This is a genomic window from Pseudomonas sp. SBT1-2 (assembly GCF_028640875.1).
Classification (GTDB): domain Bacteria; phylum Pseudomonadota; class Gammaproteobacteria; order Pseudomonadales; family Pseudomonadaceae; genus Aquipseudomonas; species Aquipseudomonas chlororaphis_I.
Map to the genome: position 1 here is coordinate 265,872 of NZ_JAQZAA010000115.1, position 20,898 is coordinate 286,769.

At 61.1% G+C, this 20,898-nt stretch carries 19 protein-coding genes and 1 tRNA gene; 13 read left to right on the top strand and 7 right to left on the bottom strand.

Annotated elements, in window-relative coordinates; all coding sequences use genetic code 11:
• Nucleotides 1-9: 9 nt before the first annotated feature.
• Both PVZ78_RS29930 and ygfZ read right to left on the bottom strand, forming a co-directional pair.
• Nucleotides 10-831: an HDOD domain-containing protein gene (locus tag PVZ78_RS29930; RefSeq protein WP_101281943.1), complete on the bottom strand. Its 822-nt coding sequence runs from the start codon at nucleotides 829-831 to the stop codon at nucleotides 10-12.
• 37 nt (nucleotides 832-868) lie between these two features.
• Complete coding sequence (ygfZ, locus tag PVZ78_RS29935; protein WP_053268418.1) at nucleotides 869-1,810, bottom strand: CAF17-like 4Fe-4S cluster assembly/insertion protein YgfZ; 942 nt, start codon at nucleotides 1,808-1,810, stop codon at nucleotides 869-871.
• Between the two features lie 149 nt (nucleotides 1,811-1,959).
• On the opposite strand from ygfZ, the gene PVZ78_RS29940 reads away from it, so the two are divergent.
• Nucleotides 1,960-2,214, top strand: coding sequence for an FAD assembly factor SdhE (locus PVZ78_RS29940; protein ID WP_007930227.1), 255 nt, complete (start codon nucleotides 1,960-1,962; stop codon nucleotides 2,212-2,214).
• Nucleotides 2,198-2,650, top strand: coding sequence for a protein YgfX (locus PVZ78_RS29945; protein ID WP_110176180.1), 453 nt, complete (start codon nucleotides 2,198-2,200; stop codon nucleotides 2,648-2,650). The genes PVZ78_RS29940 and PVZ78_RS29945 overlap by 17 nt, the downstream gene beginning before the upstream one ends.
• On the opposite strand, the gene nadB is transcribed toward PVZ78_RS29945, so the two are convergent.
• Nucleotides 2,619-4,235 (bottom strand): L-aspartate oxidase, encoded by a 1,617-nt coding sequence (gene nadB, locus PVZ78_RS29950; RefSeq protein ID WP_110176181.1) that lies wholly within the window; start codon nucleotides 4,233-4,235, stop codon nucleotides 2,619-2,621. The two genes, PVZ78_RS29945 and nadB, sit on opposite strands and share 32 nt — an antisense overlap.
• A 570-nt stretch (nucleotides 4,236-4,805) precedes the next feature.
• Between nadB and rpoE the strand changes: the two genes are divergently transcribed.
• The 4 genes from rpoE (at nucleotide 4,806) to PVZ78_RS29970 (ending at nucleotide 8,650) form a co-directional block, all read left to right on the top strand.
• Nucleotides 4,806-5,387, top strand: a complete 582-nt coding sequence (gene rpoE / locus PVZ78_RS29955) for an RNA polymerase sigma factor RpoE (RefSeq protein WP_007930230.1) — start codon at nucleotides 4,806-4,808, stop codon at nucleotides 5,385-5,387.
• Between the two features lie 31 nt (nucleotides 5,388-5,418).
• On the top strand, nucleotides 5,419-6,006 hold the full coding sequence (locus PVZ78_RS29960; protein WP_009042586.1) for a sigma-E factor negative regulatory protein: 588 nt from the start codon (nucleotides 5,419-5,421) through the stop codon (nucleotides 6,004-6,006).
• An 8-nt stretch (nucleotides 6,007-6,014) separates the two neighbouring features.
• Nucleotides 6,015-6,977, top strand: a complete 963-nt coding sequence (locus tag PVZ78_RS29965) for a MucB/RseB C-terminal domain-containing protein (protein ID WP_038630833.1) — start codon at nucleotides 6,015-6,017, stop codon at nucleotides 6,975-6,977.
• A gap of 245 nt (nucleotides 6,978-7,222) precedes the next feature.
• Nucleotides 7,223-8,650, top strand: a complete 1,428-nt coding sequence (locus tag PVZ78_RS29970; protein WP_009047488.1) for a DegQ family serine endoprotease — start codon at nucleotides 7,223-7,225, stop codon at nucleotides 8,648-8,650.
• A gap of 76 nt (nucleotides 8,651-8,726) precedes the next feature.
• Here the strand turns inward: PVZ78_RS29970 and PVZ78_RS29975 are convergent, their stop codons facing one another.
• Nucleotides 8,727-10,160 (bottom strand): M48 family metalloprotease, encoded by a 1,434-nt coding sequence (locus tag PVZ78_RS29975; protein WP_007930234.1) that lies wholly within the window; start codon nucleotides 10,158-10,160, stop codon nucleotides 8,727-8,729.
• 97 nt (nucleotides 10,161-10,257) lie between these two features.
• On the opposite strand from PVZ78_RS29975, the gene PVZ78_RS29980 reads away from it, so the two are divergent.
• Both PVZ78_RS29980 and PVZ78_RS29985 read left to right on the top strand, forming a co-directional pair.
• Nucleotides 10,258-10,497 (top strand): sulfurtransferase TusA family protein, encoded by a 240-nt coding sequence (locus PVZ78_RS29980; protein ID WP_007930235.1) that lies wholly within the window; start codon nucleotides 10,258-10,260, stop codon nucleotides 10,495-10,497.
• Between the two features lie 41 nt (nucleotides 10,498-10,538).
• On the top strand, nucleotides 10,539-11,609 hold the full coding sequence (locus tag PVZ78_RS29985; protein WP_273829676.1) for an AI-2E family transporter: 1,071 nt from the start codon (nucleotides 10,539-10,541) through the stop codon (nucleotides 11,607-11,609).
• A gap of 71 nt (nucleotides 11,610-11,680) precedes the next feature.
• On the opposite strand, the gene PVZ78_RS29990 is transcribed toward PVZ78_RS29985, so the two are convergent.
• The gene (locus tag PVZ78_RS29990) at nucleotides 11,681-12,154 is read right to left on the bottom strand and encodes a peroxiredoxin (protein WP_063428852.1); all 474 of its coding nucleotides are present in this window, start codon (nucleotides 12,152-12,154) and stop codon (nucleotides 11,681-11,683) included.
• 10 nt (nucleotides 12,155-12,164) lie between these two features.
• A complete protein-coding gene (locus tag PVZ78_RS29995; protein WP_007930238.1) occupies nucleotides 12,165-12,725 on the bottom strand; it encodes a glycine cleavage system protein R in 561 nt (186 codons plus the stop codon).
• Between the two features lie 326 nt (nucleotides 12,726-13,051).
• On the opposite strand from PVZ78_RS29995, the gene dapA reads away from it, so the two are divergent.
• The 5 genes from dapA (at nucleotide 13,052) to PVZ78_RS30020 (ending at nucleotide 16,736) form a co-directional block, all read left to right on the top strand.
• Complete coding sequence (gene dapA, locus PVZ78_RS30000; protein ID WP_009047491.1) at nucleotides 13,052-13,930, top strand: 4-hydroxy-tetrahydrodipicolinate synthase; 879 nt, start codon at nucleotides 13,052-13,054, stop codon at nucleotides 13,928-13,930.
• A 17-nt stretch (nucleotides 13,931-13,947) separates the two neighbouring features.
• A complete protein-coding gene (gene bamC, locus PVZ78_RS30005; protein WP_009047492.1) occupies nucleotides 13,948-15,060 on the top strand; it encodes an outer membrane protein assembly factor BamC in 1,113 nt (370 codons plus the stop codon).
• 4 nt (nucleotides 15,061-15,064) lie between these two features.
• On the top strand, nucleotides 15,065-15,823 hold the full coding sequence (locus PVZ78_RS30010; protein ID WP_009042592.1) for an MBL fold metallo-hydrolase: 759 nt from the start codon (nucleotides 15,065-15,067) through the stop codon (nucleotides 15,821-15,823).
• Nucleotides 15,824-15,851: 28 nt separating this feature from the next.
• Entirely contained in the window at nucleotides 15,852-16,562 is a 711-nt protein-coding gene (gene purC / locus PVZ78_RS30015) for a phosphoribosylaminoimidazolesuccinocarboxamide synthase (protein ID WP_007930242.1), read from the top strand.
• A gap of 84 nt (nucleotides 16,563-16,646) precedes the next feature.
• Nucleotides 16,647-16,736 (top strand) — tRNA-Ser (locus PVZ78_RS30020).
• Nucleotides 16,737-16,898: 162 nt separating this feature from the next.
• On the opposite strand, the gene PVZ78_RS30025 is transcribed toward PVZ78_RS30020, so the two are convergent.
• A partial coding sequence (locus PVZ78_RS30025; protein WP_273829677.1) for a beta strand repeat-containing protein occupies nucleotides 16,899-20,898 on the bottom strand: 4,000 nt, incomplete at its 5' end.

Sequence of the window (20,898 nt, forward strand, 5' to 3'; positions counted from 1 at the left end):
GGTACAGGTTCAGTAGAACATTGACTGCGACTCGGCCAGGTCGCTGCACATCACCTTGTTCTCGGGGTCGATTCCGAGCTTTTTGAAGGCCGGTACGTTGAGGAGGTCGATCTTCGCCAGCGGGTGGTTGGTGTCCTTGTGGCAATACAGGCTGGCGACCTGCACCAGGTCGACGTAATCCACACGTGTGGACTGACGCTTGAAGTCCAGGTACTGCCCCGGCAATTTGGCCAGCTGTTCCGGAAACTCCCAGACCTGTAGCAGCTTGTCGCCCAGTAACGGGTGGATGCGTTCGATCACGTGGTTGAGGCTGACCGGGTCGGACAGCAGCTCATAGTGATCTTCCGCATAGGTCAGGATCGGCAGCACGCCGATCTGATGCACCAGTCCGCCAAGGGCGGCCTGGTCGGGTTTCAACTGGGTATGGCTGCGGCACAGGGCATAGCTGACGCCGGCCACTTCCAGGCTTTTGCGCCAGACGTCGTGCATTTTCTGCGCGATCACCTCCGAGCGAGCATGGAAAATCTGCTCCATGACCAGGCCGATGGCCAGGTTGCTGCTGTAATTGACCCCCAGCCGGGTAATCGCGGTGTGCAGGTCGGTGACTTCCTGGGTGGCGCGCAGCAGGGGGCTGTTGACCACTTTGATCAGGCGCGCCGACAGCGCCGTATCACGGCCAATCACTTTGCTCAGGGTACTGACGCTGATTTCCGGATCTTCAGCGGCCCGGCGAATCTGCAGGGCCACTTCCGGTAACGTTGGCAGAACCAGGTCATCGTTATCGATGGCCTCAACCAAATCCTGTTGGACCTTTTCCGCCAGCTCACTCATTTCTGTTCTCTAGGGGTATTGCAGGAAGTTGCGGCGATCAGCGCTGGATTTCTCGATCGCGATCCAGCTGGTAAGGCAGGTCCAGCAACTGCAGCCCGGGACCTTCGAGCGCGCCGAGATGGAGATTGCCATCCTCTGCTGCTTCGGCTTGCAGTACGGCCAGGAGTTCAATGTTTTGTTCGGCGCGCGCGGCGATCACCACTTCGCCGATGGAGCTGCCGTGGGTCGGGGAGAACAGCGGGGTACCGGGTTCCGGCAACTCTTCGACGTTCAGGGCCAGGCGGTAGAGGCGGCGCTTGAGTTTGCCCAGGTACTGCATGCGCGCGACGATTTCCTGGCCGGTGTAGCAGCCTTTCTTGAAACTGACGCCGCCGATGGCCTGCAGGTTGAGCATTTGCGGGATGAACAGCTCGCGGGTGGCCGGCATGACCTGGCCGATACCGGCGCGGATCTGGCCCAGCAACCATTGGTTGAGATCGCCTTCGGGCAGTTGCGCGGCCAGCTTTTCGCGCAGGCCTTCAGCTTTATCTGCCGGGGCCCAGAGCTCGGCCCGGTCCGCTGAGACACGAATGGCGATCAGGCTGTCGCTGCGGGCAACCGCGCCGTCTTCCGCCGGCAGCTGCAGTCCGAGACCGGCCAGCAGCGCATCGGCGTTGCCCAGGCCGAAGCGCGCCCACAGGGCGCTTTCATCGCTGAGCTTGGCCTTGGAAAACACCGCGTATTTTTTCAGGTCCGCCAGTTGCGGCTCCAGCAACTCGGTGGCCATGGCCAGCAGGCAGCCATCGCCTTCGAGCAGGATGCGAAAGCTCGATTGCATGCGGCCTTTCTGGGTGCAACGGGCGCCCAGGCTGGATTGGCTATCGCTGAGGTAATTGAGGTTGCAGGTCAGCTGGCCCTGAAGGAACTTGCTGGCATCGGGGCCGCGGACGGCGAGAACGCCCTCGTGGGACAGGGAGCAGAAAAAAGCGGAATCAGCCATGGGTCATCGCAGGGTAAAAAGTCTGGCGAACATCATAAGGTGGTGCCCTTGAAATGGGTAGTTCACAAAGGATGGGTGGCGATCGACCAAAGCCGACTGTTCTGGCGTCCGTCGGACTGTATACTTGCGCTCTATTTGAGGAGCGCTCCATGGTCGAAGATGTTGAACTGAACCGCCTCTACTGGCACAGCCGCCGCGGCATGCTGGAACTGGACGTGTTGCTGGTGCCATTCGTGAAAGAAGTCTATCCGCATCTGAACGATGTTGACCGTGCCTGCTACGTCAGGCTGCTCGAATGCGAAGATCAGGACATGTTCGGCTGGTTCATGGAACGCTCCGAATCCGAAGATCCCGAGCTGCAACGCATGGTCCGCATGATCTTGGATCGTGTCCAACCCAAGTAACACCTTCGAATGCCGCTGGCAGCCTTCCAGGCAATTGCTGGCGGCCTATCTCCTGGCCCAGCTGTTCGCGCTGGGCGCCTTGCTGATGCTCGATATTCCGCTTTGGGCCGGTCTGTTCGGGGCTCTGCTGTGCCTGGGCCACGCAGTCTGGACGTTGCCGCGGCGGATTCTGCTGAGTCATCCCTCGGCTTTCAGCGGTCTGCGTCGCGATGTCGATGGCTGGCAGTTGTGGTGCGCGGGGCAGGGCTGGCGGCCGGTGCAACTGCGGCCTGACAGCCTGGCGCTGCCGTTGCTGGTGGTGTTGCGTTTTCGCTTGCCGGGCGAGCGCTGGGTGAGGTCGGTCTGTGTGCCGCGGGATGCGCAGGCGGCCGATGTGCATCGGCGCCTGCGCGTGCGGCTCAAGTTCAGTCGCCGTAGGTGGGCGGCACCAGAATAGTGTCCAGTGCCTGGGGCAGCAGGTTCGGGTAGTCGAGGGTGTAATGCAGGCCCCGGCTTTCCTTGCGCTCCATGGCTGAACGAATCATCAGCTCGGCGACCTGGGCCAGGTTGCGCAGCTCGATCAGGTCGCGACTGACCTTGTAGTTGCTGTAGAACTCATCGATTTCGTCCAGCAGCAGGCGCACCCGGTGCTGAGCCCGTTGCAGGCGCTTGTTGGTGCGCACGATACCGACATAATCCCACATGAATCGCCGTAGTTCGTCCCAGTTGTGCGCAATGATCACGTCTTCGTCGGAATCGGTGACCTGGCTGGCGTCCCAGGCGGGCAGGGCGATCGGAATGGCGATCTGTGGCAGTTGCTCGAGAATGTCGGCGGCCGCGGAACGGGCATAGACGAAGCATTCCAGCAGCGAGTTGCTGGCCATGCGGTTGGCGCCGTGCAGGCCGGTGAAGCTGGTTTCGCCAATGGCATACAGGCCCGGAACGTCGGTGCGGCCCTGCTGGTCGACCATCACCCCGCCGCAGGTGTAGTGCGCGGCCGGTACCACCGGGATCGGCTGCTTGGTGATGTCGATGGAGAATTCCAGGCAGCGTTCGTACACGGTCGGGAAGTGGCTTTTGATGAAGGCTTCCGGCTTGTGGCTGATGTCCAGGTACACGCAGTCGATACCCAGGCGCTTCATTTCATGGTCGATGGCCCGGGCGACGATATCCCGCGGCGCCAGTTCGGCACGCGGGTCGAAACGCGGCATGAAGCGTTCACCGTTGGGCAGCTTCAGGAGTGCCCCTTCGCCGCGCAGGGCCTCGGTGATCAGGAAACTCTTGGCCAGCGGATGGTAGAGGCAGGTCGGGTGGAACTGGTTGAACTCCAGGTTGGCCACCCGGCAGCCCGAACGCCAGGCCATGGCGATGCCATCGCCACAGGCGCCATCGGGGTTGCTGGTATAGAGGTAGACCTTGGCGGCACCGCCGGAAGCGAGGATGACAAAACGCGCACCGTAGGTGTCGACTTCGCCGGTGGCGCGGTTGAGTACATAGGCACCGAGGCAGCGATCGCCTTCCAGCCCCAGGCGTTTTTCGGTAATCAGATCGACGGCGACCCGCTGTTCCAGCAACTCGATATTCGGGCGTTGCCGGGCCTGGTCCAGCAATGTGGTGAAGATGGCCGCGCCGGTGGCGTCGGCGGCATGGATGATGCGGCGATGGCTGTGGCCGCCTTCGCGGGTTAGGTGGAATTCGAAACCACCGTCTTCATTGCCCGATTGTTCGTCACGGGTGAAGGGCACGCCCTGATCGATCAGCCACTGAATGGCCTCGCGGCTATGCTCGACGGTAAACCGCACCGCGTCTTCGTGGCACAGGCCGCCACCGGCATTGAGGGTGTCGTCGACGTGGGATTCGACGGTATCGGTGTCGTCCAGCACTGCCGCGACGCCACCCTGAGCCCAATAGGTCGAGCCATTGGCGAGATCGCCTTTGCTCAATACGGCGATGCGCAGATGACCGGGCAAGGTCAGCGCAAGGCTCAAACCGGCAGCGCCGCTGCCTATCACCAGAACATCGTGTTGAAACTGTTGGCTCATTGGAAGATTCCGCTCAAAAGCGACCCGGGTCGGGGTTGGCGCAAGACGCCTGGATCGGCGAGTCAAAGCAGCCATGCAGCCCACTAGTATATAGAGGGGGGGATCGGCACAATAGCGGTGCCTTCGTGGCATTATGAAATTATGGGCGCGGGAAAAGGCGGTCTTGCGAGGCAGTGATGGGTGGCTCGATTTTTCCGTCAAATCGGGGAGCTGGCGACTGTATCGAAGATGTAGCAACCTTTTTCTCTTCATGGTTACACAATGTTCGCCCTGCACGGCTATAAAGATTGGGAACTTTTGACACGGCCCCAAACTCAATAGAAGGTTGCCTGATAGAAGGGACAGCGTCGGTTTTATGCAGGACTTGTGTTGTGGTCATGCAACTCAATTCGACGACAGGATTATTCGCGCAGCCGGCCTTGCCCGCGCTGCGTTTTTCGTGCGTGCCAAATCAGAGCCCGCAGGAAACTTGCTTGGAGGGGGAGAACTTTTGCGAAAAGCCCGAGTCTATGTTTGCAAGCCTGATCGTTTAGTTATGCAAGCCTCCTCCGAGCTTATCGAGGAGTGTTCATGCTAACCCAGGAAGAGGATCAGCAGCTGGTCGAGCGCGTTCAGCGCGGCGACAAGCGAGCTTTCGATCTGCTAGTGCTGAAATACCAGCACAAAATTCTCGGGTTGATCGTGCGTTTCGTGCACGACACCCATGAAGCCCAGGATGTTGCACAAGAAGCCTTTATCAAGGCTTACCGTGCGCTTGGTAATTTCCGCGGTGACAGTGCGTTTTATACGTGGCTGTATCGTATCGCCATCAACACGGCGAAAAACTATCTGGTTTCACGCGGCCGCCGGCCGCCGGATAGCGATGTCAGTTCCGAGGATGCGGAGTTCTACGATGGCGATCATGGCCTCAAGGATCTCGAATCTCCAGAGCGCGCATTGCTGCGGGATGAGATCGAAGGCACCGTCCATCGAACCATTCAGCAACTGCCAGAAGATTTGCGTACGGCTTTAACTTTACGTGAATTCGATGGTCTGAGTTACGAGGACATTGCCAGCGTCATGCAATGTCCGGTGGGTACCGTGCGCTCCCGGATTTTCCGCGCTCGGGAAGCCATCGATAAAGCCCTGCAGCCGTTGTTGCAGGAAACCTGAGACAGCGGCGACAGCCAAGAGAGGAACCGCCATGAGTCGTGAAGCCCTGCAGGAATCGCTGTCCGCGGTGATGGATAACGAAGCGGACGAACTGGAATTACGTCGGGTATTGAATGCCGTCGACGAAGTGGAAACCCGTGAGACCTGGGCTCGTTACCAGATCGCCCGGGCGGCCATGCACAAGGAATTGCTGCTTCCGCGTCTGGACATCGCCGCGGCCGTTTCTGCTGCGCTGGCTGACGAAGCCGTACCGGCCAAGGCCACTCGTGGTCCATGGCGCAGCCTGGGTCGCCTGGCTGTTGCCGCGTCGGTGACCGTTGCCGTGCTGGCGGGTGTTCGCCTGTACAACCAGGACGAGATCGCTGGTGTCGAACTGGCACAGCAATCGAACCAGCCAACCCTGGCCGCTCCTCAAGTAAAAGGCCCAGCTGTATTGGCCGGCTACAATGAGAGTTCGGAAGCCACTGGCCCTATGGCCAACGGCGTATTGCAAGGTCAGCCAGGCTGGCACGATCAGCGTCTGCCAAGCTACCTGCGTCAGCATGCTCAACAAGCTGCACTGAAGGGCACTGAAAGCGCTCTGCCTTATGCTCGTGCGGCGAGCCTGGAAAACCGTTAAGGAGGATCATGCGCGCCATCCCTCTACTCTCGCTTCTGCTCAGTGGCTGGTTCATCGTTCCAGCCCACGCCGACGAAGCTCAGGATTGGTTGAAACGTCTTGGGCAAGCCGAACAGCAGCAAAGCTTCCAGGGTACTTTCGTCTACGAGCGTAACGGTAGTTTTTCTACCCATAACATCTGGCATCGCGTCCAGGATGGCCAGGTCCGCGAGCGGTTGATTCAGCTCGACGGTTCCGCTCAAGAGGTTGTGCGTGTTGATGGGCGTACCCAATGTGTCAGCGGTACGCTGGTGGCTGGACTGGGGGATGCCCCCAACGCTTCGGCCCACTCACTCGATCCAGAAAAGCTCAAGAATTGGTACGACCTTGCCGTCATCGGCAAGTCGCGTGTGGCTGGGCGTGCGGCGGTCATTGTTTCCCTGACCCCACGGGACCAGCACCGTTATGGTTTTGAATTGCATCTGGACCGCGAGACGGGCCTGCCGCTGAAATCGTTGCTATTGAACGATAAGGGGCAGTTGCTCGAGCGCTTCCAGTTCACTCGCCTGGATACGGCTGATGTGCCGAAGGACAGCGAGTTGCAGGCCAGCGCCGAATGCAAGGCTGTGGCCCTGGACAGCGACAAGGCTTCCGCGGTGAAGGCTGCGCAGGTCTGGCATTCCGACTGGTTACCGCCAGGCTTCGAGTTGACCAGCAGCAGTGCGCGCAAGGATCCCGACACCAAGGCCATGGTCAACAGCTTGATGTATGACGATGGTCTGGCCCGCTTCTCGGTGTTCCTCGAGCCGCTCAACGGTGCGACGGTGACCGACACTCGCACTCAACTGGGACCGACCGTGGCGGTATCCCGGCGCCTGACCACGCCTGAAGGCGAAATGATGGTAACGGTGGTGGGCGAGATCCCTATCGGCACCGCCGAACGGATCGCCTTGTCGATGCGTACCGACGCCGCTGCGCCCAAGACGCAGTGAGTACAGCCCAGGTGTTCATCGAGCGTTAATGTTGGTTGTGTAAGAGGTCTGCAATGCCAGCTCTGCAATCGAGATATCTAAATGTTCGGTGAACATTTTCATTTGCAAAACCCCCTGTTTTTTCTTATAGGTCAGAGCCACTAGGTTCTGGCCTTGTTTGTCGTTTCCGGGACAAAAGGACTGCGCGAATCGCCTGGTATTTCTTGTCCCTATCGCTTAACCACGCTCGTTGTAATGGGAGCCGTATGTCGATACCACGTTTGAAATCCTATCTCTCCATTTTCGCTACTGTGCTGGTGCTCGGTCAGGCCGTTACCGCGCAGGCGGCGGACTTGCCTGACTTCACACAACTGGTCGAGCAGGCATCGCCTGCAGTGGTCAACATCAGTACCACGCAGAAGCTCCCGGACCGCAAGGTTTCCGCCCAGATGCCAGACCTCGAAGGCTTGCCGCCGATGCTGCGCGAGTTTTTCGAGCGTGGCATGCCGCCGCAGCCGCGTTCGCCACGGGGCGATCGCCAGCGTGAAGCCCAGTCCTTGGGTTCTGGCTTCATCATTTCGTCGGACGGTTACATCCTGACCAACAACCATGTGATCGCCGACGCGGATGAAATCCTTGTCCGCCTGGCTGACCGCAGTGAACTCAAAGCCAAGCTGATCGGCACCGATCCACGCTCCGACGTGGCATTGCTGAAAATCGATGGCAAGGACCTGCCGGTGCTGAAACTGGGCAAATCCCAGGACCTGAAGGCCGGCCAGTGGGTGGTGGCCATCGGTTCGCCATTTGGTTTCGACCACACCGTGACCCAGGGCATCGTCAGTGCCATCGGTCGTAGCCTGCCGAACGAAAACTATGTGCCGTTCATCCAGACCGACGTGCCGATCAACCCGGGTAACTCCGGTGGTCCGCTGTTCAACCTGGCCGGTGAAGTCGTGGGTATCAACTCGCAGATCTACACCCGTTCCGGTGGCTTCATGGGTGTGTCCTTCGCTATCCCGATCGATGTCGCCATGGATGTTTCCAACCAGCTGAAAGCCGGTGGCAAAGTCAGCCGCGGCTGGCTGGGCGTGGTCATCCAGGAAGTGAACAAGGACCTGGCGGAATCCTTCGGCCTGGAGAAACCGGCCGGTGCGCTGGTGGCACAGATCCAGGACGACGGTCCGGCAGCGAAGGGCGGCCTGCAGGTGGGCGATGTGATCCTGAGCATGAACGGTCAACCGATCATCATGTCGGCGGACCTGCCGCATCTGGTCGGTGCCCTCAAGGCAGGCGCGAAAGCCAACCTTGAAGTGATTCGTGACGGCAAGCGCAAGAACGTCGAATTGACCGTTGGTGCGATTCCGGACGAAGACAAGACCCTGGATGTCATCAGCAAGTCCGGTGCCGAGCGCAGCAGCAACCGTCTGGGCGTTGCGGTGGTCGAGTTGACCGATGAGCAGAAGAAAGCCTTCGACCTCAAGGGTGGTGTGGTGATCAAGGAAGTCCAGGATGGCCCAGCCGCGCTGATCGGCCTGCAGCCGGGCGATGTGATCACTCACCTGAACAATCAGGCGATCACTTCAACCAAGAACTTCACTGAAATCGCCCAGGCGCTGCCAAAGAACCGTTCGGTCTCGATGCGAGTCCTGCGTCAGGGACGTGCCAGCTTCATTACCTTCAAACTGGCCGAGTGATCCGCTTAGCGGGTTGATCGCGCAATAAAAAGCCCGCCTCGGAAGAGGCGGGCTTTTTTGTGGGCGCCGGTCGGGCTCAGCGCATCATGTCCTTGACCATCTGCTCCTGGTCCATCAACTCACGCTGACGTGCGTCGATCCGCGAAGACAGGGGAAAGTTGCTGCCGGCGCGGCGTTTGGCGAAATCCAGCTGCTGGATCGCCTGGCGATAGTCGCCGACCAGGGCAAAGTATTCGGCCCGCGCCTGATGCAGGCCGATGATGTTGCCGGACAGGCCACGGGTTTCCGCCACCGAGTACCAGACGTCCGGATCATCGGAGCGGGTCTTGAGCAGGCTTTCCAGAGCCTTTTCGGCGTCCGCCGGGCGATTCTGCTTGAGCAGCAGATCGACCCTGACCTGGTTCAGTGGATAGTTGCCCGGGTACTGCGCAAGCATTTTATCCACCCGGGCCTGAGCGTCGGAAAAACGGCTGGTGGCGGTATCCAGATCGATCTGGGCCAGGTTGTAAGTGATGTCGTTAGGCTGCTTGGCCAGCAGTTGCTTGAGGTTTTCCCGGGCATCGTTGAACTGGCTGCCCTTGATCTGGGCGATGGCGAGTCCGTAGCGGGCGATGTCGTTTTTCGGGTTTTCGTCGAGCTGGGCACGGAAACGCTTGGCGCCCATGCCGGGAGACTCTTCGTAGATCAGTTGCACGCGTGCGCGGATCAGCTGGTAGCGCAGGCTGTCTTCCTTGCCGCCAGCCTTGGCCTGTTCGGCACGGTTGCGGGTGTCGGCGATCCGCGATTCGGTGACCGGGTGAGTCAGCAGGAACTCCGGCGGCTTGGCGTCGAAGCGGTACTGACGCATCAGGCGTTCGAACATGGTCGGCATGGAGCGCGGGTCATAACCGGCCTTTTCCAGGTTGAGGATGCCGATACGGTCGGCTTCCTGCTCGTTCTGCCGAGAGAAGCGCCGTTGTTCCTGGATGGCCGCGGCCTGGGTGCCGGCAATGGCGGCGATCCCGGCGTCGCCACCACCCGCCGCGGCGATCACGATACCGGCCAGCAGGGCGGCCATCATCGGCACCTGCATGCGTTGCGAGGCCTCGACGCCACGGGCGAAGTGGCGTTGCGACAAGTGCGCCAATTCGTGCGCCAGCACCGAGGCGTATTCGCCTTCGGTCTGGGCATTGAGGAACAGCCCGCCGTTGACCCCGACAATCCCGCCGGGAGCGGCGAAGGCGTTGAGCTGCGGGCTGTTGATCAGGATGAACTCGAGACGCCGGTCGTTGACTTGGCTGGTCTCGACCAGCTTGTAGACGCTGGTCTCGACGTAATCCTTGAGTTGCGGGTCGTTGAGTTGCGAAACCTGGCTGCGCAGCAACGCCAGCCAGGCGCGGCCCAGTTGGTGTTCCTGTTGGGGCGAGACAATGGCAGAACTGGCATCACCGAGTGACGGCAGGTCGTCGGCGAAGCCTGGTGAGGCGAGCAGGCAAGCGAGCGTCAGCAGGGTAGGGCGCAAAAAAGTCATGCACAAAGCCTTAGTCGACAAAGAGTCTACTGTAGCCGGACACCAGGCCTTGGACCAGATATTCTAGGCACCTCGACGACCCTCCCGGAGTGACGCAATGACTGATGCTGTAGCCCACGACGCCGAGCTCGATGCCAGCGGTCTGAACTGCCCGCTGCCGCTGCTCAAGGCCAAGATGGAACTCAATCGCCTGGCCAGCGGCGCGGTGCTCAAGGTGATCGCCACGGATGCCGGTTCCCAACGCGACTTTCGCACCTTTGCCCGTTTGGCCGGTCATACCCTGCTGCGCGAGGAAGACGAAGCCGGGGTCTATCGTTATTGGCTGAAGAAGGCCTGAGCCGCCCTGGAAATCATCGCGCCTCTGTCTAAGGATCATTGATGTTCAAAGTGTTACGCGACTGGATTCAGCGCTACTTCTCCGACGAAGAGGCTGTGGTGCTGGCCGTTCTGTTGTTCCTGGCCTTCACCGCCGTGCTGACCCTGGGCGGCATGCTCGCGCCGGTGTTGGCGGGAATGGTGCTGGCCTACCTGATGCAGGGGCTGGTGCTCACGCTGGAACGCTGGCGTTTGCCTGGCGGGGCGGCGGTGGGCCTGGTGTTTGCCTTGTTCATGGGGCTGCTGCTGGTGTTCATCGTGGTCGTCGTGCCGCTGCTGTGGCATCAGTTGATCACTTTGTTCAACGAGCTGCCGGGAATGCTCGCCAAGTGGCAATCGCTGCTTCTGCTGTTGCCGGAGCGTTACCCACACCTGGTGTCCGACGAACAGGTGTTGCAGGCGATCGAGGTGGCGCGTGGCGAGATCGGCAAGTTCGGCCAGTGGGCGCTGACCTTCTCGCTGTCCAGCCTGCCACTGCTGGTCAACATCATGATCTATCTGGTGCTGGTGCCGATCCTGGTGTTTTTCTTCCTCAAGGACCGGGCGATGATCAGCCAGTGGGTGCGCGGTTACCTGCCGCGCGAGCGGGCGCTGATCACCCGGGTGGCCCAGGAGATGAACCGGCAGATCGCCAATTACATTCGTGGCAAGGTGATCGAGATCGTCATTTGTGGTGGAGTGACCTACATCACCTTCGTGGCCTTGGGGCTGAACTACGCGGCCCTGCTGGCATTGCTGGTGGGGATTTCGGTAGTGGTGCCCTACGTCGGGGCGGTGGTGGTGACCGTGCCGGTAGCGCTGATCGCCTTGTTCCAGTGGGGCTGGAGCGACCAGTTTATCTATCTGATGGCGGTCTACGGGATCATTCAGACCCTGGACGGCAACGTGCTGGTGCCGCTGCTGTTCTCCGAGGCAGTGAACCTGCATCCAGTGGCGATCATCTGTGCGGTGCTGCTGTTTGGCGGGTTGTGGGGCTTCTGGGGCGTATTTTTCGCGATTCCCCTGGCCACCCTGTTCAAGGCGGTACTGGATGCCTGGCCGCGCAAGGAGCCGGTCGTGGCGCCCTTGCTCTAGAACGGCTCTGTCCTGGAAATGAAAAGGGGGCGGCTGATTCAGCCGCCCCCTTTTTTAGTCGTTTACCCCGCTCAGGCCTTGTTCAGCGCCTGCGCGGCAGCCAGTACCGCATCCACGTGGCCTGGCACTTTCACGCCACGCCATTCCTGGCGCAGCACGCCATCCTTGTCGATCAGGAAGGTGCTGCGATCGACGCCCATGTATTCCTTGCCGTAGAGCTTCTTCAGCTTGATCACGTCGAACAGCTGGCAGACGGCTTCGTCCTTGTCGCTGATCAGCTCGAAGGGGAATTCCTGCTTGCACTTGAAGTTCTCATGGGACTTCAGGCCATCGCGGGAGATGCCGAACACCTCGGTGTTGGCGGCCTTGAACGCGGCGTATTGATCGCGAAAGCCCTGGCCTTCGGTGGTGCAGCCCGGGGTGCTGTCCTTGGGGTAGAAGTAGATCACCACCTGCTTGCCCTTGAGCGCGGCGAGGCTGACGGTCTGACCGCTGGTGGCCGGGGCTTCGAAGTTGGCAACAGGTTGGTCGATGGCAACGGCCATTGGGGCTTCCTTACATTGGGTTCTGTGGGCGCCAGGGTTCGATCAACGCATCGAGATTCATGGCGTCGGCGAAGTCCAGGAACTGATCGCGCAGCCAGCTGATCTGAGTGCCGGCCGGCAAGGTCACGGTAAAGGTGGCGTTGAGCATGGTGCCGCCGGTCTGCGGGGCCTGATAGGTGTCGCAGGTCAGGTTTTCCAGCTCGACATGGTGGTCGATGAAGAACTGGCACAGTTCGTTGACGATGTCCGGGCGGTAGGCGGCGCTGACGTAAGCCACATAAGGCAGGGCCTGCGGGCGGTTTTCCAGGGCCGCGCTGCGTACCACGTTGACGGTGAAGGCGTATTTCTTCGCCAGCGACGGCAGGCCGGCCTCCAGGCGCGCCAGGGCATCCCAGCTGCCGGAAACCTCCAGGACCAGCGCGCTGCACTCGCCGTGGCGGGTCAGGCGGGAGGTCACCACGGCACAGCGGTTTTCATGGCTGGCGCGGCACAGGACGTTGGTCAGCTCCATGGGGTTGGCGCCGAGGGCACTGATGACAAGGAATTGTTCGCGGACTGTGGGGGTGGACATGCAGCATTCCTAAAGCGATGAGCGGTCGATACTTTTACAGGCTCGAGTACTGGGTAAACGTCCGGATGCGGTTTCAGAAGCCCTGAACCGCCCGGTTGCAACGAACTCCATAAAGGCGAGAGCGAAGGGCGGCAACGCGGGATTGGGGCTTCGGATGCCGAAAAGGGAGGCTGGAACCCGGCGTACGAGCTTAGCAGTACCGATCAAAGTCTGAAGGGTAGCGAAATACATCGCTCAGGGGAATGCTCGCAGCGCGGTACTTCGCTTGTGCAAGCATCTTGGCGCCAGTACCATTACCGCTCTCTTTTTCCGGCAGGAGCGGTTGCATGATTGCGGGCAGTATGGTGGCACTGGTCACACCCATGGATGCACAGGGTCGTCTCGACTGGGACAGCCTGAGCAAACTGGTGGACTTCCACCTGCAAGAGGGCACCAACGCCATTGTGGCGGTCGGCACTACAGGTGAGTCGGCTACCCTCGATGTGAACGAACACATCGAAGTGATTCGTCGCGTGGTCGCTCAGGTTGCAGGGCGCATCCCGGTGATCGCTGGTACCGGCGCGAACTCGACGCGCGAAGCGATCGAACTGACCACCAACGCGAAGATCGCCGGTGCCGACGCGTGCCTGCTGGTGACCCCTTATTACAACAAGCCGACGCAAGAAGGTCTGTATCAGCATTTCCGTGCCATCGCCGAAGCCGTCGATATCCCGCAGATCCTCTATAACGTGCCGGGTCGCACCGCGTGCGACATGAAGGCCGAGACCGTGATCCGCCTGTCGACCGTGCCGAACATCATCGGCATCAAGGAAGCCACCGGCGACCTGCAGCGCGCCAAGGACATCCTGGCCGGCGTGAGCAGCGACTTCCTGGTGTATTCCGGTGACGACGCAACCGCCGTCGAACTGATTCTGCTGGGCGGCAAGGGCAATATTTCGGTGACCGCCAACGTGGCGCCAAAAGCCATGAGCGAGATGTGCGCCGCCGCGATGCGTGGCGATGCCGCCACCGCCCGGGCGATCCACGAGAAGCTGATGCCGCTCAACAAGACGCTGTTTATCGAATCCAACCCTATTCCCGTGAAATGGGCCCTGTGCGAGATGGGCTTGATGGCGAACGGTATCCGTCTGCCGCTCACCTGGCTCAGTGCTGCCTGTCACGAACCGCTGCGGCAGGCCATGCGCCAGTCCGGCGTATTGGTTTAATTGAGGAAGTACTACGCATGAAGCGATTGGCCGGACTTTCCGCACTTGCCTTGATTATCTCCAGCACCAGTGGCTGCGGTTGGATCTGGGGGCCGGAAGGCTACTTCCGTGACCGCGGCAGCGATTACCTGCAAGCGCAACAGACCGCACCGATGCAACTACCGTCGGATGTCAGCACCTCCAAACGCCTTGATCCGCTGTTGCCGATTCCGCGCAACGTGGCCGACGACACCGTCAAGGGCGAATACATCGTGCCGCGTCCGCAGCCGCTGGGCTCGGTGGCCGATGCCAGCGACTACACCCTGCAGAAGAGCGGCGATGCACGTTGGGTCATGGCCCAGCACGCCCCGGCCGAAGTCTGGCCGGTGGCCATGCAGTTCTTCCAGGACAACGGTTTCCGTATTGACGAACAACGTCCGCAAACCGGCGAGTTCAGCACCGCCTGGCAGCGCTCCGACGAGCTCTCCGCATCCATGGCCAAGCGCCTGGGCAGCGTAGGTTCGGCCGATAACGAAACCCGCGTGCGGGTGCGTATCGAACCCGGCGTGCAGCGCAATACCAGTGAAGTCTACGTGGTCAGCGCCGAGCGTCCTGTCGGCAGTACCTCCAACGTCGATTTCACCAACCGTTCGGTCAACACCAGCCTGGATGCCGCGCTGGTCGACGAAATGCTTGCCAGCATGAGCCGCAGCGCCGAGAAGGGCGGTTCGGTCTCCCTGCTGGCCGCGCGTGATTTCGATACCCCGAGCCGTGTCAGCCTCACCGAGGACGGCAGCGGCAACGTGGTGCTCAACCTCGGCGAAGACCTCGACCGCGCCTGGTCGAGCGTCGGCCGCGCCCTGGAACAGGGTGAGTGGCGCGTTGAAGACATCAACCGCAGCCTGGGTCTGTACTACATCAACCTGGCGGAAAAAGCCGAGAAGAAAAACGACGAGCCGGGTTTCTTCGGCAAGTTGTTCGGCAGCGCACCGGCCAAGGAAGAAATCGAAGCCCGCGCCGAGCGTTATCAGGTTCGCCTGAGCAAGGTGGGCGACAACGTCCAGGTCACCGTCGAGAAAGACATCAACACCGTTGCCCCGCCTGAAGTGGCGCGCAAAGTGTTGACTGTGATTCAGGACAATCTGGGCTGATCCGATGCGTTTCGCCGTTCTCGGCAGTGGTAGTCAAGGGAATGGCACGCTGATAGCCAGTGACGACACCTACGTCCTGGTGGATTGTGGTTTCTCCTTGCGCGAAACCGAGCGGCGCCTGCTGCGCCTGGGGGTAGCCCCCGCGCAGCTGAGCGCGATTCTGGTAACCCACGAACATGCCGACCACGTGCATGGCGTGGGTTTGCTGTCTCGGCGCTACAATTTACCGGTCTACCTCAGTCGCGGCACGTTGCGCGGGATGCGCAAGCCGGTGGACGCCGCGGGTTTTCTCGCCGGGGGCGAGACGCTTCAGGTCGGTGCCTTGAGCATCGACGTGACCCGCGTCGCCCACGATGCGCTGGAACCTGTGCAGTACGTGTTCAGTGACGGCCAGCGGCGTTTCGGCCTGCTGACCGACCTGGGTTCCTACTGCGACACAGTGATCGACCGCTATCGCGGGCTGGATGCCTTGATGATCGAGGCCAATCACTGCCGCGACATGCTGGCCCGAGGTTACTACCCGTATTTCCTCAAGCAGCGGGTCGGTGGGGAAATGGGACATTTGAACAACCATCAGGCCGCAAGCCTGGTGGCCGAGTTGGGCTGGCAGGACCTGCAGCATCTGGTACTGGCCCACCTCAGCAGCAAGAACAACCTGCCGCAGCTGGCCCGGCAATGTTTTGTCGACACCCTCGGGTGCGACCCGGACTGGCTGCAACTGGCCGATCAAGATTCAGGGCTCGACTGGCGCCACATCGCCTAGCCCACCTACTTAGCAAGCGGAGCCCATCATGGAAAAACGTGAAGAACTCTACCGTGGCAAAGCCAAATCGGTTTACAAGACCGACGACGCCGACCGCCTGGTCCTGCTGTTTCGCAACGACACCTCGGCGTTCGACGGCAAGCGTATCGAGCAGCTCGATCGCAAAGGCATGGTGAACAACAAGTTCAACGCCTTCATCATGCAGAAGCTCGAAGAGGCCGGCGTGCCGACCCAATTCGACAAACTGCTGGGCGACAACGAGTGCCTGGTGAAGAAGCTGGACATGATCCCGGTTGAATGCGTCGTGCGTAACTACGCCGCCGGCAGCCTGGTCAAGCGCCTGGGTGTGGAAGAGGGCCTGAAACTCAACCCTTACACCTTCGAACTGTTCCTGAAGGACGACGCCAAGGGCGACCCGTTCATCAACGAATCCCACGTCGTGGCGTTCGGCTGGGGCACCGCCGAGCAACTGGCGCGCATGAAAGAACTGTCGCTCAAGGTCAACGAAGTCCTGAGCAAGCTGTTCGACGACGCTGGCCTGCTGCTGGTGGACTTCAAGCTGGAGTTCGGTGTATTCCACGGCCAGATCGTCCTGGGCGACGAATTCAGCCCGGATGGCTGCCGCCTGTGGGACAAGGAAACCCGTAAGAAGATGGACAAGGACCGCTTCCGTCAGGGCCTCGGTGATGTGATCGAAGCCTACGAAGAAGTCGCAAACCGTCTGGGCGTACCGCTGTAATCGACGCAACCGACTGATAGCACGGAAAAAATTTGCCCGAGGGGCTTCGCTTCGGGCAAAGGTGCTGTTATGATGCGCGCCGTTGGAGAGATGCCAGAGTGGCCGAATGGGACGGATTCGAAATCCGTTGTACCTTCGCGGGTACCTAGGGTTCGAATCCCTATCTCTCCGCCATTATTGAAGTAGCCGAAGCCCCTGAAAACGTTAAAGTTTTCAGGGGCTTCGTCGTTTCTGGCTGTTTTTTATTCCCCCGCTTGTTCCCCTATTGGGATTTCGAGGGGGCGCTCGATCCACATCGAGAACACTTACCCTCCCAGTCAGCTCCAGCCCAATGCATCACGCGGTCAGCGTATGGTCGGCCTCTCCGAACCAGGTGCGCACCAGATCGGGATTGGGTGTGCCAATGTGGTCGAGCACCGCGACATCGACGAAGTGCTTGCCATTATTGGCGCCATCGGGATCCACCTGCACCGTGATGTCGCTGCCGGACTGCGCCAGTTGGACAAAGTCGGCCACCTGGCTGGTGCCGCTGACGAAGTTGGCGTTGAGCAGCGTGGAGAGGTCGAGGGTGTCACCTTCGGCGAAGTTGTAGTCGAGGATATGGTCGCCGCCTTCATTCGCGTTGAGGTAGGCGAACATGTCGGCTCCCGCGCCGCCGCTGAGGCTGTCCTCGCCGCCACGACCCACGATGATGTCGTTGCCGTCGCTGCCGCTGAGCGTGTCCGCGAGCATGCTGCCCACCAGTGTGCCGCTGGATTGGCCGTGGTAACTGACCTGGGTGCCGGCTTCGCCGCCATCGGTGACCTGGAAGTCTTCCGCCGAGTAGTGTCCCAGCAGGTTCACCTCGGCTCGATGTGCGCCGTCGTCCACCGTCAGCAGGCCGCCGGCGCCAGAGGCGTTGGCGGTGTAGCTGAGCTGGGTATTGGCACCGAAAGCGAGATCGCCGAACGTTAGCAAGTCATCGCTCTCGAGGCCGAGGATGCCGACCAGCGAGCCCGCCGCTTCAGCCTGGGCGATCACCAGCGAGCCGGCACCTGCGCCGTGAAAGGCGACGGAGGTGTGTGCGGCACCGGCGAAGGTCAGGCTGGCGTCGCCGTCGATGGTCGCGCTGCCATTGCCGGTCACGTCGGCCAGCAGGCGCAGGTCGCCACCGTTGGCCCACAGATGGCCGGTGTTTTCGACCGCGCTGGTCACTGTCATGCCGCCTGTGCCGGTGGACTCCAGTACACCGCTGTTGCTGATGGTGTGGGTGCCGGTGTCGAGCACCAGGCTGTTCATGCCGCTGGCCAGGATCAGCCCCGCATTGGCCAGTATCATTTGCCCGGCACCCAACTGGCCGGCGCCGGAAATGCGGTTGTCGACATTGGTCAGCACGGTGTCGGCGCTGCCGCCGAAAATCACATTTTGCGCGTTGTCGGATAGCAGCACCTGGCCGCCACCGGTCAAGGTCGCGCCACGGAACAGAATCTCCAGGCTGGTCTCGTTGCCGGCGGAGCCGAGTTCGATGGTGCCGCTGTTATGGAGGCCGCCACCGAACGGCATGATCGCGCTGTCGGCGATGGTGAGGGTACCGCTGTTGTGGGTGAGTGGGTCCGTATCGAACCGGAAGTTCGCTTCGCCCAGGTCCGTCGCATCGACACCTCTCAGGGTGACCGTCTGGCCGGAGCCGATGCTGACCAGGGCATTGCCGTTTGCGTCGTTGCTGATGCTCAAATCAGCGAAGGCGGTGACGCCTGTGAAGCCGATCAAGTCGATCTTGTCCGCCGTGACGTCGAAATTGTAGATCTGGTTGTTACCGATCGGCTGGGCGAAGACGAACGTGTCGGCACCGGATGAGCCGGTCAGGTTGTCGTCAGCGGACAAGGCGAAGATCGGCGAGCCCGGGGCATAGACTTCGACGTTGTTGAACACGTAGGCGCTTGCGCTGCTGCCGTCACTGTTGCTCCAGTACAGGTTGACCTCAAGCACCAACGCACCCGCGAAGTCGCTTGGGGTTGTCACGGTCAAGGCACCGGGATCGTTGGTCTGCACGATCCAGGTGCCGTCGCCATTGTCGGTTCCTGCATTGAACACCCACCCCGAAGGAACGCCGCTGATGGCCACCGTTACGGGGCCGTCAATCTCGGCCGGTGGAATGTCGAGGGCCAGGTTGATGGGCTCGCCGGCAACGCCTGCCGGAAGGTTTGCACTGCTCCCGGCAGCCCCAGCATTACCCGCCAGGTCGGTGTAGCTGTTCGCGGCAACGTCGACTTTCACGCTACCGCCCAGCGTTCTGGTCAGCGTCGCGGTGTAGGTATCGCCATCGACCTGGGTAAAGTTACTGAAGGTTCCGCGGGGCGCTCCGCTCGTCTTAGTCACCGAGACATCCGAGAGGCTGAAACCGCTCACTGCCTCACTGAACTGGAATGTGACCGTCGACGTAGAGCCGATCGAGCTGCCCAAGGCCGTTCCCGTCACTGTCACCGTTGGCGGTACGCTATCGACTGGCGTCTCGACAACGTTCTGCACGTTTACCGTAAGGGTCTGCGTGTCGGTTCCGCCATTGTCGTCGGCCACCTGAATGCCCACAACGTAGGCATTGTCGCCGTCGGTACCCCCGATATCCTGGGCATTTTCGTAATCGGGGGCTGAATTGAAGGTCAGCACTCCGCTCGAACTGATCGAGAATTTGCTGAAGTCCGTGCCGGCCGTATTCAGGATCGAGTAGCTCAGTGTCTGCGCGGGTAGATCGGCATCGCTCGCCACCACCGTCGTGACTGCCGTAGTGTTCTCCGCCACGTTGACCGAAGCCGTCGCACCCCCGCCGTTGGAGGTGATCACCGGGCTGTTGTCGTTGACGCCCGTCACGGTTACCACGATCGCCTGGTCGTCAAACAGCGTGCCGTCCGACGCCCGCACAATCACGTCATAGACATTGTTCGTTCCCGAATCGGTCGGTGCTTCAAAGTTGGGGGCAGAGATAAAGCTCAATGCACCTGTGCTGGTAACGATTGAGAACTTCGCGGCATCCGCTCCGCCGACGATGCTGTAGCTCAATATCTGTGCCGGCAGATCGGCATCGGTTGCCGCCACGGTCGTGACCGCTGCAGTGTTCTCCTCCAGGTTGATCGAAGCCGTCGTACCACCACCGTTGGAGGTGATGGTCGGCAAGTCATTGCTGCCGGCGATATGCACGGTAACCGAGGTGAGGGTGCCGTCGGCACTGCTCACAGCGAAGGTGTCGGTGTAGGTGGTGCCGGCGGCGAACTCGTTGTGCGCGGAGTCGGCGACGTAGGTCCAGGCACCGCCGGTGTCGATGGAGAATTTGCCGTAGTTGCCAGCGGTGTCGGTTTGGGCAATGAAGGTTGCGGCGCTGTCGACGTCGCTGATGGTCAGGGTGCCGGCGGTGGAGATGTCGGTGGCGGCATTGGTCTCGGTGAGGTTGGCGATGCCAGTGGACAGCACGGCGGCATCGTTGGTGCCGAGGATATGCACCGTGACCGAAGTGAGGGTGCCATCGGCACTGCTTACCGCGAAGGTGTCGGTGTAGGTGGTGCCGGCGGCGAACTCGTTGTGGGCGGAGTCGGCGACGTAGGTCCAGGCACCGCTGGTGTCGATGGAGAACTTGCCGTGGTTGCCAGCGGTGTCGGTTTGCGCGACGAAGGTCGCGGCGCTGTCGACGTCGCTGATGGTCAGGGTGCCGGCGGTGGAGATGTCGACGGCGGCATTGGTCTCGGTCAGGTTGGCGATGCCGGCGGACAGCACGGCGGCATCGTTGGTGCCGAGGATATGCACGGTGACCGAAGTGAGGGTGCCGTCGGCACTGCTCACGGCGAAGGTGTCGGTGTAGGTGGTGCCGGCGGCGAACTCGTTGTGGGCGGAGTCGGCGATGTAGGTCCAGGCACCGCCGGTGCCGATGGAGAACTTGCCGTAGTTGCCGGCGGTGTCGATTTGCGCCTGGAAGCTTTCCGGGCTGTCGATATCGCTGACGGTCAGGCTGCCGCCGGTAGTCAATGGAGCATTGGTTTCGCTCAGCGTGACGCTGGCCGAGGACAGTACGGCGGCGTCGTTGGTACCGGTGACAGTGATCGTCACCAGCTGGGTGTCGACACCGCCCAGGCCATCGCTGACCTGCACGCTGAACACCTCATCATGACTCTCGCCGGCCTTGAGCGATTGCACCGCACCGGCAACGCCATCGGTGCCGTTGGCCAGGGTGTAGGTCCACTGGCCGCTGCCGTCCACGGCAATCGAACCGTAGCTACCAGTTGGCGAGCCATTGATGGTCCAGATAGCGGAGGCATCGTGATCGATGTCGGCCGAGCTGAATTGACCGCTGACGCTGAGGGTGGTGTCT